18 protein-coding genes are annotated in these 14,857 nt (G+C 69.2%); 13 read left to right on the top strand and 5 right to left on the bottom strand.

The features are described 5' to 3' along the window. Window positions 1-2 precede the first annotated feature (2 nt). On the bottom strand, window positions 3-965 hold the full coding sequence (locus ACPEEZ_RS11735) for a cation diffusion facilitator family transporter (protein WP_423919141.1): 963 nt from the start codon (window positions 963-965) through the stop codon (window positions 3-5). A 45-nt stretch (window positions 966-1,010) separates the two neighbouring features. On the opposite strand from ACPEEZ_RS11735, the gene proC reads away from it, so the two are divergent. Next, window positions 1,011-1,862 carry a pyrroline-5-carboxylate reductase gene (gene proC / locus ACPEEZ_RS11730; RefSeq protein ID WP_423919138.1) on the top strand — a complete coding sequence of 284 codons (852 nt, stop codon included), beginning with the start codon at window positions 1,011-1,013 and terminating at the stop codon, window positions 1,860-1,862. A gap of 9 nt (window positions 1,863-1,871) precedes the next feature. On the opposite strand, the gene ACPEEZ_RS11725 is transcribed toward proC, so the two are convergent. Then, on the bottom strand, window positions 1,872-2,543 hold the full coding sequence (locus ACPEEZ_RS11725; protein ID WP_423919135.1) for a potassium channel family protein: 672 nt from the start codon (window positions 2,541-2,543) through the stop codon (window positions 1,872-1,874). After that, window positions 2,536-3,942 carry a TrkH family potassium uptake protein gene (locus ACPEEZ_RS11720; RefSeq protein ID WP_423924267.1) on the bottom strand — a complete coding sequence of 469 codons (1,407 nt, stop codon included), beginning with the start codon at window positions 3,940-3,942 and terminating at the stop codon, window positions 2,536-2,538. The genes ACPEEZ_RS11725 and ACPEEZ_RS11720 overlap by 8 nt, the downstream gene beginning before the upstream one ends. 106 nt (window positions 3,943-4,048) lie before the next feature. Between ACPEEZ_RS11720 and ACPEEZ_RS11715 the strand changes: the two genes are divergently transcribed. The 5 genes from ACPEEZ_RS11715 (at window position 4,049) to ACPEEZ_RS11695 (ending at window position 5,845) form a co-directional block, all read left to right on the top strand. Beyond that, on the top strand, window positions 4,049-4,609 hold the full coding sequence (locus ACPEEZ_RS11715) for an ArsR/SmtB family transcription factor (RefSeq protein ID WP_423919132.1): 561 nt from the start codon (window positions 4,049-4,051) through the stop codon (window positions 4,607-4,609). A gap of 129 nt (window positions 4,610-4,738) precedes the next feature. Further along, window positions 4,739-4,933: a helix-turn-helix domain-containing protein gene (locus ACPEEZ_RS11710; RefSeq protein ID WP_423919130.1), complete on the top strand. Its 195-nt coding sequence runs from the start codon at window positions 4,739-4,741 to the stop codon at window positions 4,931-4,933. A gap of 119 nt (window positions 4,934-5,052) precedes the next feature. Then, window positions 5,053-5,151 (top strand): 30S ribosomal protein bS22, encoded by a 99-nt coding sequence (locus ACPEEZ_RS11705; RefSeq protein WP_003792170.1) that lies wholly within the window; start codon window positions 5,053-5,055, stop codon window positions 5,149-5,151. A 134-nt stretch (window positions 5,152-5,285) separates the two neighbouring features. Beyond that, on the top strand, window positions 5,286-5,546 hold the full coding sequence (locus ACPEEZ_RS11700) for a glutaredoxin family protein (protein ID WP_423919077.1): 261 nt from the start codon (window positions 5,286-5,288) through the stop codon (window positions 5,544-5,546). Beyond that, window positions 5,543-5,845 carry a Dabb family protein gene (locus ACPEEZ_RS11695; RefSeq protein WP_423919074.1) on the top strand — a complete coding sequence of 101 codons (303 nt, stop codon included), beginning with the start codon at window positions 5,543-5,545 and terminating at the stop codon, window positions 5,843-5,845. The genes ACPEEZ_RS11700 and ACPEEZ_RS11695 overlap by 4 nt, the downstream gene beginning before the upstream one ends. Window positions 5,846-5,938: 93 nt before the next feature. On the opposite strand, the gene aspS is transcribed toward ACPEEZ_RS11695, so the two are convergent. Continuing rightward, window positions 5,939-7,273 carry an aspartate--tRNA(Asn) ligase gene (gene aspS, locus ACPEEZ_RS11690; protein WP_423919072.1) on the bottom strand — a complete coding sequence of 445 codons (1,335 nt, stop codon included), beginning with the start codon at window positions 7,271-7,273 and terminating at the stop codon, window positions 5,939-5,941. Window positions 7,274-7,389: 116 nt separating this feature from the next. Here aspS and ACPEEZ_RS11685 point away from each other — a divergent pair, with 116 nt between their 5' ends. The 5 genes from ACPEEZ_RS11685 to ccsB are packed head-to-tail and all read left to right on the top strand — an operon-like array spanning window position 7,390 to window position 12,368. Continuing rightward, entirely contained in the window at window positions 7,390-8,037 is a 648-nt protein-coding gene (locus ACPEEZ_RS11685; RefSeq protein ID WP_423919069.1) for a histidine phosphatase family protein, read from the top strand. Window positions 8,038-8,066: 29 nt separating this feature from the next. Next, window positions 8,067-8,777, top strand: a complete 711-nt coding sequence (locus ACPEEZ_RS11680; protein ID WP_423919066.1) for a TlpA family protein disulfide reductase — start codon at window positions 8,067-8,069, stop codon at window positions 8,775-8,777. Continuing rightward, window positions 8,778-9,542 carry a cytochrome c biogenesis CcdA family protein gene (locus ACPEEZ_RS11675; RefSeq protein WP_423919063.1) on the top strand — a complete coding sequence of 255 codons (765 nt, stop codon included), beginning with the start codon at window positions 8,778-8,780 and terminating at the stop codon, window positions 9,540-9,542. Further along, a complete protein-coding gene (resB, locus tag ACPEEZ_RS11670; RefSeq protein ID WP_423919060.1) occupies window positions 9,526-11,352 on the top strand; it encodes a cytochrome c biogenesis protein ResB in 1,827 nt (608 codons plus the stop codon). The genes ACPEEZ_RS11675 and resB overlap by 17 nt, the downstream gene beginning before the upstream one ends. Continuing rightward, window positions 11,349-12,368: a c-type cytochrome biogenesis protein CcsB gene (gene ccsB / locus ACPEEZ_RS11665; protein WP_423919058.1), complete on the top strand. Its 1,020-nt coding sequence runs from the start codon at window positions 11,349-11,351 to the stop codon at window positions 12,366-12,368. The genes resB and ccsB overlap by 4 nt, the downstream gene beginning before the upstream one ends. 18 nt (window positions 12,369-12,386) lie before the next feature. Here ccsB and ACPEEZ_RS11660 read toward each other — a convergent pair whose 3' ends face one another. Further along, a complete protein-coding gene (locus tag ACPEEZ_RS11660) occupies window positions 12,387-13,388 on the bottom strand; it encodes an o-succinylbenzoate synthase (protein WP_423919055.1) in 1,002 nt (333 codons plus the stop codon). A gap of 180 nt (window positions 13,389-13,568) precedes the next feature. On the opposite strand from ACPEEZ_RS11660, the gene ACPEEZ_RS11655 reads away from it, so the two are divergent. Further along, window positions 13,569-13,925, top strand: a complete 357-nt coding sequence (locus ACPEEZ_RS11655) for a hypothetical protein (RefSeq protein WP_423919053.1) — start codon at window positions 13,569-13,571, stop codon at window positions 13,923-13,925. 10 nt (window positions 13,926-13,935) lie between these two features. After that, window positions 13,936-14,844 (top strand): 1,4-dihydroxy-2-naphthoyl-CoA synthase, encoded by a 909-nt coding sequence (locus tag ACPEEZ_RS11650; protein WP_423919050.1) that lies wholly within the window; start codon window positions 13,936-13,938, stop codon window positions 14,842-14,844. Window positions 14,845-14,857: the final 13 nt, after the last annotated feature.

The raw sequence follows: 14,857 nt of genomic DNA, 5'->3' as shown, positions 1-14,857 counted from the left end.
CGTCAGTCGGCGGCGCGGATGACGATCGCGTCGGTCGGCGGATCGATCTGACCGGGGCGCACCCAGACGTCGGGCTCGATGTAGATGACCCGCGTGATGGGCACGGCCTCCCGCACCCGCGCCTCCACCTGGTTGATGGCGGCGGCCACGTCGCTCAGCAACGTCCGGCCCGGCATCGAGACCTTGACGCCGAGCAGGAGCTCGTCCGGCCCGAGGTACAACGTCTTCATGTGGATGATCGACTCGACCTCGGGGCCGTCGACGATCGCCGCGCGGATCTTCGCGACGTCTTCGTCGGAGGCCCCCTCGCCGACCAGCAGGCTCTTCGTCTCGATGCCGAGTATCACGGCCACCGCGACGAGCAGCAGGCCGATCAGGATGGTCCCGATGGCGTCGAAGACGCCGTTGCCCGTGATCCAGGTCAGCACGACACCGAAGAACGCGAAGACGAGGCCGAGCAGGGCCGCGGTGTCCTCGAGGAGGACGACGGGCAGCTCGGGCGCCTTGGACCGGCGGATGAACTGGAACCACGACCTCGAGCCCTTGCCGGGACGGGCCTCTCGGACGGCCGTCCGCAGGCTGAAGCCCTCGAGCGTCATGGCGACCAGCAGGACGAGCACCGGCAGCCACGGGATGTCGAGCGGGTGCGGTTCGCGGAGCTTCTCGACGCCCTCGTAGAGCGAGAACACGCCGCCGATGGTGAACAGGATGATCGACACGACGAACGCGTACACATATCGCTCGCGACCGTGCCCGAAGGGGTGCTCGGCATCGGCCGCCTTCTTCGCCCGGCGCCCGCCCAACAAGAGGAGCAGCTGGTTGGCCGAATCGGCCAGCGAGTGGACGCCCTCGGCCAGCATCGACGCCGACCCCGAGAACGCCCACGCGATGAACTTCGTGACGGCGATGCCCAGATTGGCGCCAAGCGCCGCGAAGATCGCCTTGTTGCCACCCGATGTGCTCATGACTCGGTCCCCTCGTCGTTCCGCGGTCGATTCTAGGATGGCCTGATGGTCACCTCCCTTCCCGCCACAGCGATTCTCGGAGCCGGCTCGATGGGCGGTGCGATCCTCAGCGGTCTGCTGTCGCCCGACGTCGTGGTCGACGGCGGCATCCGAGTCACCAACCGCACCGAGGCCAAGGCCTCCGCACTGCGCAAGAGCGACGTCTCGTCGTTCGCGACCGAGACCGACCCCGCGGCGAACGCGTCGGCCGTCGTCGGAGCGAAGATCGTGCTCATCGGTGTCAAGCCGCACATGGTCGTCGACCTGCTCCGCGAGGTCTCACCCGCCCTCGAACCCGGCACCATCGTCGTCAGCGTCGCGGCCGGCATCACCATCGCCGCGATGGAGGAGGCGCTGCCCGACTCCGTCTCCGTGCTGCGCGCCATGCCGAACACGCCATCCGTCGTCGGTCTCGGCGTCACGGGCCTCGCCGCGGGCACGCGGTCGTCCGACGACGACCTGGCCGCCGCCCGCGCCGTCTTCGCGGCGGTCGGCGACGTCGTCGTCGTGCCCGAGGACAAGATCGACGCCCTGAGCACCATCTCGGGCTCGGGCCCCGCCTACGTCTTCTACCTGATCGAGCAGATGCAGGAGGCGGCGGTCGCCTTGGGCTTCACGCGCGCCCAGGCGGCCACCATGGTCCAGGGCACGTTCCGTGGCGCGTCGGAGCTGCTCGCAGCGAGCGACCTGCTGCCGAAGGACGCCGCCCCGACCGAGCTCCGACGCCGGGTGACGAGCCCGAACGGCACGACCGAGCGGGCGGTCGCCGAACTGGAGGCAGCCGGGCTGTCCGGCGTGTTCGATCGGGCCGCGGCGGCCGCGCTGGCGCGGGCCCGCGAGATCGCCGCCGGGTCGTAGGGCGGCCCGCTACCCCTCGATCGCCGCGAACTTCTCGAGCGCACGACTGTCACCCGACACGATGATCAGGTCGTGGTTGCTGATGACCGTCTCCGGCGTCGCCTCGTGGAACGCGCCTCCGGGGCTGCGGACACCGACGACGGTGACGCCGTGCTTCTTGCGGATGTTCGACTGGGCGAGCGAGATGCCGCGCACCGGCTTCGGCGGGTACATCTTGACGATCGCGAACTCGTCGTCGAACTCGATGTAGTCGAGCATGCGACCCGAGACGAGGTGGGCGACGCGCTCGCCGGCCTCGCGCTCGGGGTAGATCACGTGGTTGGCGCCGATCCGGGCGAGGATCTTGCCGTGCGACTGACTGATCGCCTTGGCCCAGATCTGGGGCACCTTGAGGTCGACCAGGTTGGCCGTGATCAGCACGCTCGCCTCGATGGACGAGCCGACGGCGACGACCGCGATCGAGAAGTCCTGGGCGCCGATCTGCTTCAGCGCGTCGATGCTGCGGGCATCGGCCTGGACGGCGTGGGTGACACGATCGGCCCACTTCTGCACGAGCCCTGCGTCGGTGTCGACCGCGAGGACGTCGCGGTCCTGTCGTTCGAGCTGGCCGGCCGTCGCGGCGCCGAAACGGCCGAGGCCGATCACGAGGACGGGGGCGTCGTGCTTGATCCTGTCAACCAACGATCGGTCGCTCCTCGGGTCTCGTGAACAGCTGGCGGCGCTGGCTGGCGGCCAAGGCCACCGAGAGTGTCACTGTACCAACGCGGCCCATCCACATCGTGACCGCCAGGATGTACTTGCCGGAGTCGGGTAGCGACTCGGTCAGGCCCGTGGTCAACCCCGATGTCGCGAAGGCCGAGATGACCTCGAACAGCACGTGGTCGAGTGGCGCCTTGGTGATCTGCAGGATGAGCACGCTCGCCACGGCGACGATCGTCGCGCCCCACAGCACGACGCTGACCGACAGTCGCAGCACGTCGCTCGGGATGCGGCGACCGAAGGCCTCCATGCTGCGATTGCCGCGCGCCTCGGCGAACGCGGCGAGGAACAGCACGGCGAGCGTGGTCACCTTGATGCCACCGGCCGTGGAGGCGCTGCCTCCGCCGATGAACATCAGCATGTCGGTCACCAACAGGCTGGAGCCGTTGAGCTGGTCGACGTCGATGGTCGAGAAACCGCCCGACCGCGTCATCTGGCTGAGGAAGAGCGACTGGAAGACCGTCTTCCAGGCCGCGTCGGTGCCGAACGTCTCGGGGTTGTCGTACTCGAGGACGAGGTAGAGCACGGCACCCGCCCCGAGCAGGATGAGGCTGGTGACGATCGTGAGCTTGACGTGCAGCGACCATCGGCGGGGGTGCCACGGATTGCGGGCCAGCGCGTAGATGACCGGGAACCCGATGCTGCCGAGGAAGACGCCGAGCATGATCAGCGACATGAAGAAGTAGTCGTTCTCGAACGGCTCGAGCCCGGCCGCGTTCGGGGTGAAACCGGTGTTCGTGAACGCCATCGCCGAGTAGTAGAAGCTGTCGAGGAAGGCGTCGCCGAACGGGATGCCGTCGATGAGCATGCGGGGCAGGAGGAGGAGGGCGATGACGAGCTCGATGACGAGGGCGCTCACGGCCACCGTCGCGAGCAGGCCGCCCACCTCGCCGAGCCGCACGGCCTGGCCCTCGGGCACCGGGCCGGCGTGGATGCGCAGGGGATTGCTGTCGCTGGCCGCCATGAGCTTGGCCCGGAGGCCCAGCTTGCGCGAGACGACGAGACCCATGATCGAGGCCAGCGTGAGGACGCCGATCGCTCCGATCTGCACGCCGATGAAGATGACGGTGTGACCGAACAGCGACCAGTGCGTGGCCATGTCGACGGTGGCGAGACCGGTGACGCAGATGACCGAGACGGCCGTGAAGAGCGAGTCGACGAGCGGCGTCTGCCGGCCGTCGGCGGCCGCGATCGGCAACGAGAAGATGGCTGTGAACACCAGGATGAGCCCGGTGAAGATGAGGATGGCGAAGCGCGCCGGAGACTTGCGGCCGATCTCGTCGATGTAGTCGGTCAGCCGACCCCACGGCCCTCGCCTCACGCCGGAGACACCGCGACCGCGACCCGTGGAGGTGCCCCGGAAGGCGGAAGGGGCGCGCGTCACGGTCGTCATGGTACTCCCGGGCCCCGGTCAGTACTGTTGCTGCATGCCTGACATCTTCGCCGTGATCGCCGACGGGACTCGCCGGGACCTCTTGAAGGTGCTGCTCGACCGCCGCCTCGGCGCGGCACCCGCGACCGCATCGACGACGGGTGCCGGCCCCGGCGAGATCAGCGTGGGTGAGATCGTGACCGAGCTCGGCCTCAGTCAGCCGACCGTGTCGAAGCACTTGCGCGTGCTCCGCGACGCGGGTCTCGTGCACGTCCGGGAGGTCGGCCAGCACCGTTACTACGGCATCGAGCTCGCGCCCCTCGACGTCGTCGACGACTGGCTGCTGCCGTTCACGAGCGTCGACGCGCTCGAGTCCGAGCCGACGCTCGACCCGGCGGCCACCGCGGTGTTCGCCGCCTGGGCCGGTGTGGCGGTGCCTGCGCCCATCCGGCGCGCCGCCGCGAGCCTGCCCGAAGCGGAGGACGTCGCGAGCACGCTGGGTCGTGCCGTCGCCGATGCCCAACACCGCGCCTCCTCGGCTCTGCACGACGCGCAGAGCGCGCTCGACGAGCGGGTCATCGACCCCGTGCTGAAGCGCCTGGGTCGCAAAGACTAGGGGCTCCGGGGCGCTCGTTCGGGGTCTTTACAGTCCGTCACATGCGCCCCTAGAGTTTCGGCAGACACACGAGACACTCTCGTGTGTCGTTCGATGCCCCGGCTGCCGGGCCCGAGTCGAGGCAGGACAATGTCGCAGGATCTGTCGGACGTACGCTTTCTCACCGTCGCCGAGGTGGCGGACATGATGCGCGTCTCGAAGATGACCGTCTACCGCATGGTGCACAGCGGCGAGATGCCGGCGATCCGGTTCGGCCGGTCGTTCCGCGTGCCTGAGTCGGCCGTCGAGGCCGTGCTCAGCTCGCGCGTCGCCGACGTCGGCTGAGGCCGTTCGGAGTCAGCTTTCGACATTGGCCGGTCGCCCTAGTACACTGACCCGAGGCATTTTTCCGCGGTTCTGATTCGGACCCGGTCGGTCCAATCCAGAAATCAGTGAGGTCCTGTATGGGTTCTGTCATCAAGAAGCGCCGCAAGCGTATGGCGAAGAAGAAGCACCGCAAGCTGCTTCGTAAGACTCGTCACCAGCGTCGCAACAAGAAGTAGTACTGCACCACCCGAAACACCGTCGAAGCCCCCGGCAGCCACAGGTTGCCGGGGGCTTCGCTGTGTCCGCCGACACCGAGCCCGCGGGACGGCACCCCGGGTTCGTCCCTGCGGCGTTCGCTAGGGTGAAGCGCGTGACCGCACCCCTCATCACACTGCTGACCAAGCCCGGCTGCCACCTCTGCGATACGGCCCGGGGCGTCCTCGAGAGCGTGCTGGGCGACGACGAGTTCGCGCTCGGCTACGAGGAGAAGAACATCCTCGACGACCGGGCGCTGTCGGACGAGTACGCCGAGGAGATCCCCGTCGTGCTGATCGACGGTCGCGTGCACACCATCTGGCGCGTCGAGCCCGACCGCCTCCGCACCGCTCTCCGAGAGGCCGTCGCATCATGACCGTCAAGCACATCGTCATCTGGAAGCTGTCCGCGACCGAGGAGGCCGACAAGGCCCGCGACACGGCGCGCATCACCGAACTGCTCACCGGGTTGGTCGGGGCGATCGACACGATCCGCTCGCTGACCGTGGGCGTCAACGGCGCCTACCCGGAGAAGAACAGCGACATCGCGATCGTCGCCGACTTCGACGACTACGCCGGGCTCGACACGTACCAGGAGCACCCCGCGCACCAGGCCGTCGCCGCCGAGATCCGCGCCCTCGTCTCGGGTCGCGCCGCGATCGACTACGAGTACTGAGCGCCCGCCCTCCACGAGCGAGACGCACGACAAGGGACGCTGCACCCACGGGACCGTGGGTGCAGCGTCCCTTGTCGTGTGTTCTGGTACGGCCTACGGCGTGAGGCGCGTCGGGCCGCGGAACAGGAAGGTCACCTCGCGCAGGTTCGGCTGGTGCAGCATCAGCATCAGCACGCGGGCGAGCCCCATGCCGAAGCCGCCGTGCGAGGGCACGCCGTGCCGGAAGAAGTCGAGGTAGCTCGCGAGCCCCTCCAACTCGAGACCCTTCTCGCGGACCTGCGCCTCGAGCACGTCGATGCGGTGCTCGCGCTGGGCGCCGGTCGTGATCTCGGTGCCGTTGAAGATGAGGTCGTAGCTCTTCGTCAGCGACGGGTCGTCTTCATGACGCATGTGATAGAACGGCCGGATCGACGCGTCGTAGTCGGTCAGGAAGACGAACTCGTGACCGTAGGTCTCGCGCACGTACTCCGCGATCTGGCGTTCGCCCTCGGGGTCCATGTCGGCGTCGGCGCGGGGCACGACGTAGCCGCGCTCGGCCACGATGCGCTTGGCCTCGGCGAGTGGGATGCGGGGGAACGGCGTGGTCGGCACGACGACGTCGACGTCGAACAGCTCCTTGATCTCGGCGCCGTGCTTCTCCTTCACCGCCGTGAACGCGGCGACGAGCACCTCTTCGTGCATCGCCATGACGTCTTCGTGGCTGTCGATGTAGCTGATCTCGGCGTCGACGCTGGTGAACTCGGTCGCGTGACGCGACGTGAACGACGGGTCGGCACGGAAGACGTCGGCGATCTCGAAGATCTTGCCGAAGCCGGCGGCCTGGGCCATCTGCTTGAAGTGCTGCGGGCTCTGCGCGAGGTAGGCGGCGCCCTCGAAGTACTCGACCTTGAACAGCTCGGCGTTCGACTCGCTCGGCGTCGCCATCAGCTTGGGCGTGTGCACCTCGACGTAGTCGCGTTCGACCCAGTAGCTGCGCATGGCGTGCTCGAGCGTGGTCTGCACACGGAAGATGAGAGCGTTGCGCGGCACGCGCAGGTCGAGGAACCTCCAGTCCATCCGCTTGTCGATGCCGCTGTCTGCCGCGATCGGCGTCTCGGGGTCGGCGAGCGAGTCGACGAGGAGCGTCTCGACCTTGACCTCGATGCCGCCGAGCTTGACGCGCTCGTCGTGCTTCAGCTCACCGGTGACGGTGACGAAGCTGCCCTGGGACAGGCCCGAGATGGCGTCGGCGATCTCGTCCGTCTCGCCGTTCGCGGCGAGCACGTCGGCGGCTGTGCGGGGGCGGACCAGCTGCAGCGCGCCGGACTCGTCGCGCAGCACGACGAACTGCACCTTCTTCTGATCGCGGACCGTATCGACCCATCCGCTCACGGTGACGGTGCCGTCGGGCAGGGGTGCGAGGTCTTTGATAAGGGTGCGATTGATCACGAGGCCCGAGTTTACAGACCGGAGGAGGCCGCGCCTCCTCGGCTCCCGCCTCGTCGTCACCCTCTGCGATCGCTGTGTGGGAGGTGTGCGACGGGCGCCGACCTAGACTGGAGGGCATGCCCGCGCAGCAGATCCACCTCGTCCGGCACGGTGAGGTGCACAACCCCGAGCACGTGCTGTACGGGCGCTTACCCGGCTTCGGGCTGAGCGAGCTCGGTCACCGCATGGCGGCCGCGTCGGCTGCGAAGCTCGTCGCGCAGGGCGCCCCCGTCACGTCCCTCTACGCATCGCCGCTGCAGCGGACGCAGGAGTCGGCGGCCCCCTGGGCCCAGGCGTTCGGCCTCGATCCCGTGCTCGACGAGCGCCTGATCGAGCCGACCAACAAGTACGAAGGTCGCCGGTCCAACTTCTCCATCTCGCGCCAGGTGCGGAACCCCGCCGAGTGGCCATGGATCATCAACCCGTTCAAGCCGAGCTGGGGCGAGGCGTACGTCAGCATCGCGTCCCGCATGCTCGCGGTCATCGAGGACGCCTGGAGTTCCACCGACCACGGCGACGTCGTGCTGGTCAGCCACCAGCTGCCGATCTGGATGACGCACCGCAGCGTCACCGGGGCGCGCCTCTTCCACGACCCGCGTCGTCGACGCTGCGCTCTGTCGAGCGTGACCACCCTCGAACGTCGAGGCGACTCGTTCGTCGAGGTCGGCTATCAGGACCCTGCCGCAGAATTGGGCGAGAAGGCCGTCGATCTGGGGGCCGTATGACCGCGCCCGACCCTCTGCTGGAGAACTCCGTGCCCGATTCCCGAGTGCCCGACACCCGTGTAGCCGTCACCCGCACGCCCGCCGACCGTGGTCCCCGTGGCCGTGCACGCGCCGCGGGGCGCCCCGCCTCGTCGCGTCGACGGGTGCGACGCGTCGCCCGCGTGCTGGCCGCGGCCGCGATCGTGGGCCTCGCCGTGACCGGCTGCACGAAGAACGACTCGCTCGCGCAACAGTACGGCGACGGCACGACGAAGAACTACATCTCGGGCAACGGCGCCGTCACCGAGGTCGACCCGGCCGACCGGGGTAAGCCCGTCGACTTCACGGCGACGACCGACACCGGCGACAGCGTCTCACGGAGCGACTTCGAGGGCGACGTCGTCGTCCTCAACATCTGGTACGCGAGCTGTGCGCCCTGCCGCCTCGAGGCACCCGATCTCGAGAAGCTGCACCAGGACTACGCCGACAAGGGCGTGACCTTCCTCGGCGTGAACGTCCGCGACCAGGCCGATACGGCGCTGGCGTTCTCCCGCAAGTTCGGCGTGACGTACCCGTCGATCATCGACACGAACGACGCGACCGTTCAGCTGTCCCTCGCCGGCACGATCGCTCCGAACTCGGTGCCGACCACGATCGTGCTCGACCAGCAGGGCCGGATCGCTGCGCGCATCCTCGGCGGGCTCGACGGGCCGAGCATCCTCAACACCCTCGTCTCCGACACGTTGGCCGAGAAGTCCTAGGTGTATCAGGGCAATCCCTTCTTCGACGCGGTCGCGGGCGGCCAACTGGCCGTCGCCTTGCCGGTGGCGCTTCTGGCCGGGCTGATCTCGTTCCTGTCACCGTGCGTGCTGCCCCTCGTGCCCGGCTATCTCGGGTACGTCGGCGGCCTGACGGGTCGCGCTACCGACGCCCGGGGTGCGCGGCGCGACCGACGTCGCGTCGTGCTCGGCGTCCTGTTGTTCGTGCTCGGCTTCTCGGTGGTGTTCGTCGGCGCGAACCTCGCGTTCGGGGCGGCCGGCTTCTGGCTCATCCAGTGGCGTGACCTGATCACCCGCCTCATGGGGCTCGTCGTCATCGCGATGGGGCTCGTCTTCATCGGCCAGTTCACGTTCCTGCAGCGGACGTTCAAGCCCGGCTTCACGCCCGCGACCGGTCTGGCAGGCGCGCCCCTCCTCGGCATCGTCTTCGGCCTCGGCTGGACACCCTGCGTCGGCCCCACCCTCGCCGCGATCACCGCCATGTCGCTGAACAGCGGCTCGGTGGGTCAGAGCGTTCTGCTCGGCGTCTTCTACTGCGTCGGTCTCGGTCTGCCCTTCCTGCTCGTCGCACTCGGCTTCGGCTGGGCGACGCGTTCCATCTCGTTCGTCAAGCGGCACATCCGCGTCGTCAACATCGTCGGAGGCTCCCTGCTCGTGCTGATCGGTCTGCTCATGGTCACGGGACTCTGGTCCGACATCATGTCACGCGTCGGGGCGGTGATCGCGGACTATGGCACCATCGTCTGACCCCGGTCGCGAGACGGGCGCGCCCGACGACACGGACGCCCGAGACAAGACCGACGCCCGAGACCACACCGACGAGTCGAACGACCCGCTGCGTCCGAGCGACCACGTCGACTACGTCGCCCCGGCCGCGACGACCGCCGGAGGCGCGGGTGGCGAGATCACGCAGCCCCGGCTCGGTCTCGTCGGCTATCTGCGCTTCTTCTGGCGTCAGTTGACGAGCATGAAGACGGCGCTCTTCCTGTTGATGCTGCTCGCGGTCGCGGCGATCCCCGGGTCGCTCGTGCCGCAGCGCACCTCCGACCCGAACGGTGTCGTCCAGTACAAGCTCGAGCACCCGCAGCTCTATCCGGTGCTCGACCACCTCGGTGTGTTCGAGACGTATTCGTCGCCGTGGTTCTCCGCCGTCTATCTGCTGCTGTTCATCTCGTTGATCGGCTGCATCATCCCGCGCACGAAGCACCACTTCGAGGCCCTGCGCGCCCGGCCGCCCAAGACGCCGGCACGCCTGTCCCGGCTCGCGGGCTATCGCACGATCACCCTCGAGTCGGCGCCCGGCGCCGAGTCGTCGGGGTCGGTCACGGCCGCCGAGGCCGTGGCCTCGGCCCGCGCTCAGCTGAAGCGCTCGGGCTACCGCACCGAGGTGTTCGGCGACTCGGTCAGCGCCGAGCGCGGGTACCTCCGCGAGACGGGCAACCTCGTCTTCCACACTGCGCTCGTCGGTGTCCTGGTCACCGTGGGTGTCGGCGGCGGTTTCGGCTACACCGGGCAGCGTGTCGTCGTCGAGGGGCAGACCTTCTCGAACGTGCTCGGGTCGTACGACTCGTTCAACCCGGGCCGCTGGTTCGACGAGTCGCAGCTGCACCCGTACAACGTGACGCTCGACAAGTTCTCGACGACGTACGAGGAGTCGAACAAGAACGCCCTCGGGCAGCCGACCGACTTCAACGCCGCCGTCACCACGCAGGTGCAGGGTCAGAAGCCCGAGAAGGCCGACCTCAAGGTGAACAGCCCGCTGCAGATCGGCGGCACCAGCGTCTACCTGCTCGGCAACGGGTACGCCGTCGACGTCACGGTCCACGACGGCAAGGGGGACGTCGCCTTCCAGGACACGATCCCCTTCTTGCCGCAGGACACGAACTACACGTCGCAGGGCGTCATCAAGGTGCCCGACGCACTGCCGTCGCAGCTCGGCATGATCGGGTTCTTCTACCCGACGGCCGTCGACGCCGGCAACGGCCTGCTGAACTCGAGTTACCCCGACCTGCTCAACCCGGTGCTCAGCCTCAACGTCTACAAGGGCGACCTCGGGCTCGACGCCGGAGTGCCGAAATCGGTCTACTCGCTCGACGTCGACGACATGACCGAGATCAACGGCATCAACGCCAAGAGCGCCGCTCTGAAGCTCTCGCCCGGCGACACGGTCGACCTGCCCGACGGCCTCGGCTCGGTCACGTTCAACGGCGTGAAGCGGTTCGCATCGCTCGACGTGCACCACGATCCGTCGCAGGTCTGGGTGCTCGTGTTCGCAGGGCTCGCGTTCGCCGGGCTCCTGACGGCCCTCTTCGTGCCGCGTCGCCGCGTCTGGGTGAAGGCGACGACCACGGGCGCGGGTGTCCGTCTCGAATACGCCGGTCTCGCCCGAGGTGAGGACCCGATCCTGGTGCGGGCCGTCTCCGACATCTCTCGGACCCACCTCACGGGTCTCGGTGTCCCGGTCGACATCGCTCGCGAGGTCGCCGGAGACACCCCCGCTCCCGGCTCGCACTCAGAGTCGAAGCGCGGCCCCGGCGGACGTAAGCTGTCCTCGTGACCGCCGACCTCGCCTACTACTCGCTCGTCGCCGTGTACTCGGCGATGGCCATCTACACGATCTCGTTCGTGGCGTTCGCGCTCGATCTGGCGAAGCGTTCGGCCGACTCCCAACTCGCTCAGAATCGTGCCGCGGCGGGCTCTGCCGACGCGTCGGCCACCGCTGCGGCGGCGTCCAGCGCCACGGTGACCCGGTCGGCGGCGGGTGGTGCCACGGTCGTGCTCGACCGCCCCGTGACGACCCAGGGCACGGTCGACACCTCGCGCCGCGCCTCGAAGTTCGAGCGTGTCGCCATGTCGATGATGGTGCTCGGCTTCGTCGTGCACGTCGCCTCGGTCGTGCTCCGCGGTCTGGCCGCGGGTCGTGTGCCGTGGGCCAACATGTTCGAGTTCTCGCTGACCGGCACGGCGATCATCGTCGGCGTCTACCTGCTCGTCCAGTTCTTCGTGCCGATCCGGTACCTCGGCGCGTACGTGATGGGCTTGAACCTCATCCTGCTCGCGATCGGCACCGTCAACTACTACGTCGACGTCGTCCCGCTGCCGCCGGCACTGCAGTCGGCCTGGCTCGTCATCCACGTCTTCGTGGCGATCCTCGGCACCGCGTTCTTCGCGATCGCGGCGGGTCTCTCGGCCGCTCAGCTCGTCCAGGCCCGGCGCGAGCAGGGCAAGCTGCAGAAGGCCACCTTCCTCGACACGATGCCCGGCTCCGACCGTCTCGAAGACCAGGCCTACCGCATCGCCCTGGTCGGCTTCGTCCTCTGGACCTTCACACTCATCGCCGGCGCCATCTGGGCCGAGCGCGCGTGGGGCCGTTACTGGGGCTGGGACACCAAAGAGGTCTGGACGTTCATCATCTGGGTGCTCTACGCCGGTTACATCCACGCCCGCGCGACCCGCGGCTGGCGCGGCTCGCGGTCGTCGTGGCTGTCGATCATCGGCTTCGCGGCCGTCATGTTCAACTTCTCGGTCGTCAACATCTTCTTCAAGGGTCTGCACGCCTACAGCGGCCTGTGAGCCTGGCGCCGCCTCGGCCTACCGCTCGGTGAGAACCGCGTAGGAGGCACGGAGCCGGTCGAGCCACCACGCACGCCGGTCATCGGTCGCCGCGTGCTCCCGCAGCAGGTCGACGTCCACGTCGACGCGACGCACGTCGACCCCGCCGTCGACGGGCAGCAACGGCTCCGGCGTGACGTCCGCCGCCAGCAGGGCGGCGGTGCCGAGACCGCAGTCGTGGGCCAGCCCCGGGATGCTCGCCGCGAGGTAGGCGCCCATGCTGAGCCCGACGGACGTGTCCAGCGCGCTCGAGACGACCACGGGCAGGCCCGCCTGCGCGACGATGTCGAGGGCCGCCGTGACACCGCCGAGCGGCTGGGCCTTGATGACGAGCAGATCGGCGGCTCCGGCCCGGGCGACCGCCAATGGGTCGCTCGCCTTGCGGACGCTCTCGTCGGCGGCGATGGGCACGCCGAGGCCGGCCGTGCGACGACGCAGCTCGGCGAGCTCGGGCACGGAGCGCACCGGCTGCTCCGCGTATTCGAGACGGTAGGGGGCCAGGGCGACCAGCGCCTCCTCGGCCTCGTCGACCGACCAGTTCGCGTTCGCGTCGATGCGGACGCGGCCGTCGTCACCGACGAAGGCCCGGGCGGCGGCGACCCGCGCGATGTCGTCGGCCAGGGTCTGGCCGCGCTCGGCGACCTTGACCTTGACGGTGCGACAGCCGGGGAACCTCGCGAGCACGCCGGCGAGCTGGTCGGGGCCGACCGACGGCAGGGTCGCGTTGACGGCGACGCGGGGTGCGACCGGGTGGCGGTCGGGCCCCCAGCCGAAGTCGATCGCGGCGGCGAGCCAGGCCGCCGATTCGACGGGGTCGTACTCGACGAACGGGCTGAACTCGGTCCAGCCGCGGGGCCCCTCGACGAGCAGCGCCTCGCGCACGTCGATGCCGCGGAACCTCGTGGTGAGCGGCAGGGCGACGACGTGTGCGTCCCGCAGCAGATCGTCGAGCGGGGGCAGCGGCGGGGCGAGATCGGGCATCCGCCCAGTGTTCCACGCGGGCGGGGGGCCGGCAGCGGGCCCGACCCGCGCCCAGAACCCCGTTGCGGAAGATGAACCCCGTTCGAACGGGGTTCATCTTCCGCAACGGGGTTCCGCAGCCGGCCGCTCGGGCTCGCGCGCCGGGGTCCTCGGCAGCGGGGTTCGCTAGGGTCGGCTGTCATGAGCGACACCGAACCCGGCCTGGGGGTCTTCGACGAGGCGAACCACGACCCTGCCGCCGAGGCGCCGCGAAGCCGCCGTCTCGGCCTCGTGACGCTCGTGCTCGCGGTCGTGCTGCTCGGCCTCGACGGTCTCGCGATCGGCCTGCTCGCCGCCGACGTCACCACGGCGGCGGCCGGGCTCGCGCTCGTCACGACGCTCGCGTCGATCGTCGTCGGCGTGCTCGCCCTGCTGGCCGTCGCCCTGCGTCGCGGCCGGGTGTTCGGGGTGATCGGCGTGCTGCTCGCGGTGCTGTCGAACCCGTTCGTGCTCGTCTGGCTGATAGGACGCCTGAACCTCGTCGGGCCGCTGTCCTAGCATGAACCCCATGCCCCACGACGTCTCCGACCTGTTCGACCCGACCGTCTGGCGCGACGTGCCGGGCTTCGACGACCTGACCGACATCACGTACCACCTCGACGTCACGGGCCGCATCGCCCGCGTGGCGTTCGACCGGCCGGAGGTGCGCAACGCCTTCCGTCCGCACACCGTCGACGAGCTGTACCGAGCCCTCGACCATGCGCGGCAGAACAGCCGCGTGGGCGTCGTCCTCGTCACGGGCAACGGCCCCAGCCCGAAGGACGGCGGCTGGGCCTTCTGCAGCGGCGGCGACCAGCGCATCCGCGGCCGCGACGGCTACAAGGCCGAGGGCACGGAGGCGCACGTCGCCGACCCCGCCTCGGCCGGTCGGCTGCACATCCTCGAGGTACAGCGCCTGATCCGTTTCATGCCCAAGGTCGTCATCGCCGTGGTCCCCGGGTGGGCCGCCGGCGGGGGCCACTCCCTGCACGTCGTCTGCGACCTCACGATCGCCAGCCGGGAGCACGGCCGGTTCAAGCAGACCGACGCCGACGTGGGCTCGTTCGACGGCGGCTACGGCAGCGCCTACTTCGCCCGTCAGATCGGGCAGAAACTCGCACGCGAGGTGTTCTTCCTGGCCGAGGAGTACAGCGCCGACCGGGCCCACGAGATGGGTGCCGTCAACCGCGTCGTCCCGCACGCCGACCTCGAGCGCGAGGCCCTGGCCATGGCCGAGACGATCCTGACGAAGTCGCCCACCGCGATCCGCATGCTGAAGTTCTCGTTCAACGCGGTCGACGACGGCATGGTGGGGCAGCAGGTGTTCGCCGGCGAAGCGACCCGTCTCGCCTACGGCACCGACGAGGCCGTCGAGGGCCGCGACTCCTTCCTCGAGAAGCGCGAGCCCGACTGGGCGCCCTTCCCCTGGCAGTACTGAGCGGCTCGGCAGC

The sequence above is a fragment of the Frigoribacterium sp. 2-23 genome, from assembly GCF_049601585.1.
Taxonomy (GTDB): Bacteria; Actinomycetota; Actinomycetes; order Actinomycetales; family Microbacteriaceae; genus Frigoribacterium.
Note: the sequence above shows the minus strand (reverse complement) of the source record. Positions and strands in the feature narration are given on the sequence as shown.

What these genes read in the sequence shown, in the direction of transcription:
- ACPEEZ_RS11735 (WP_423919141.1), bottom strand. Translation starts at nt 965, where the DNA reads ATGAGCACATCGGGTGGCAACAAGGCGATCTTCGCGGCGCTTGGCGCC.
- proC (WP_423919138.1), top strand. Translation starts at nt 1,011, where the DNA reads ATGGTCACCTCCCTTCCCGCCACAGCGATTCTCGGAGCCGGCTCGATG.
- ACPEEZ_RS11715 (WP_423919132.1), top strand. Translation starts at nt 4,049, where the DNA reads ATGCCTGACATCTTCGCCGTGATCGCCGACGGGACTCGCCGGGACCTC.
- ACPEEZ_RS11710 (WP_423919130.1), top strand. Translation starts at nt 4,739, where the DNA reads ATGTCGCAGGATCTGTCGGACGTACGCTTTCTCACCGTCGCCGAGGTG.
- ACPEEZ_RS11705 (WP_003792170.1), top strand. Translation starts at nt 5,053, where the DNA reads ATGGGTTCTGTCATCAAGAAGCGCCGCAAGCGTATGGCGAAGAAGAAG.
- ACPEEZ_RS11695 (WP_423919074.1), top strand. Translation starts at nt 5,543, where the DNA reads ATGACCGTCAAGCACATCGTCATCTGGAAGCTGTCCGCGACCGAGGAG.
- ACPEEZ_RS11685 (WP_423919069.1), top strand. Translation starts at nt 7,390, where the DNA reads ATGCCCGCGCAGCAGATCCACCTCGTCCGGCACGGTGAGGTGCACAAC.
- resB (WP_423919060.1), top strand. Translation starts at nt 9,526, where the DNA reads ATGGCACCATCGTCTGACCCCGGTCGCGAGACGGGCGCGCCCGACGAC.
- ACPEEZ_RS11660 (WP_423919055.1), bottom strand. Translation starts at nt 13,388, where the DNA reads ATGCCCGATCTCGCCCCGCCGCTGCCCCCGCTCGACGATCTGCTGCGG.
- ACPEEZ_RS11655 (WP_423919053.1), top strand. Translation starts at nt 13,569, where the DNA reads ATGAGCGACACCGAACCCGGCCTGGGGGTCTTCGACGAGGCGAACCAC.
- ACPEEZ_RS11650 (WP_423919050.1), top strand. Translation starts at nt 13,936, where the DNA reads ATGCCCCACGACGTCTCCGACCTGTTCGACCCGACCGTCTGGCGCGAC.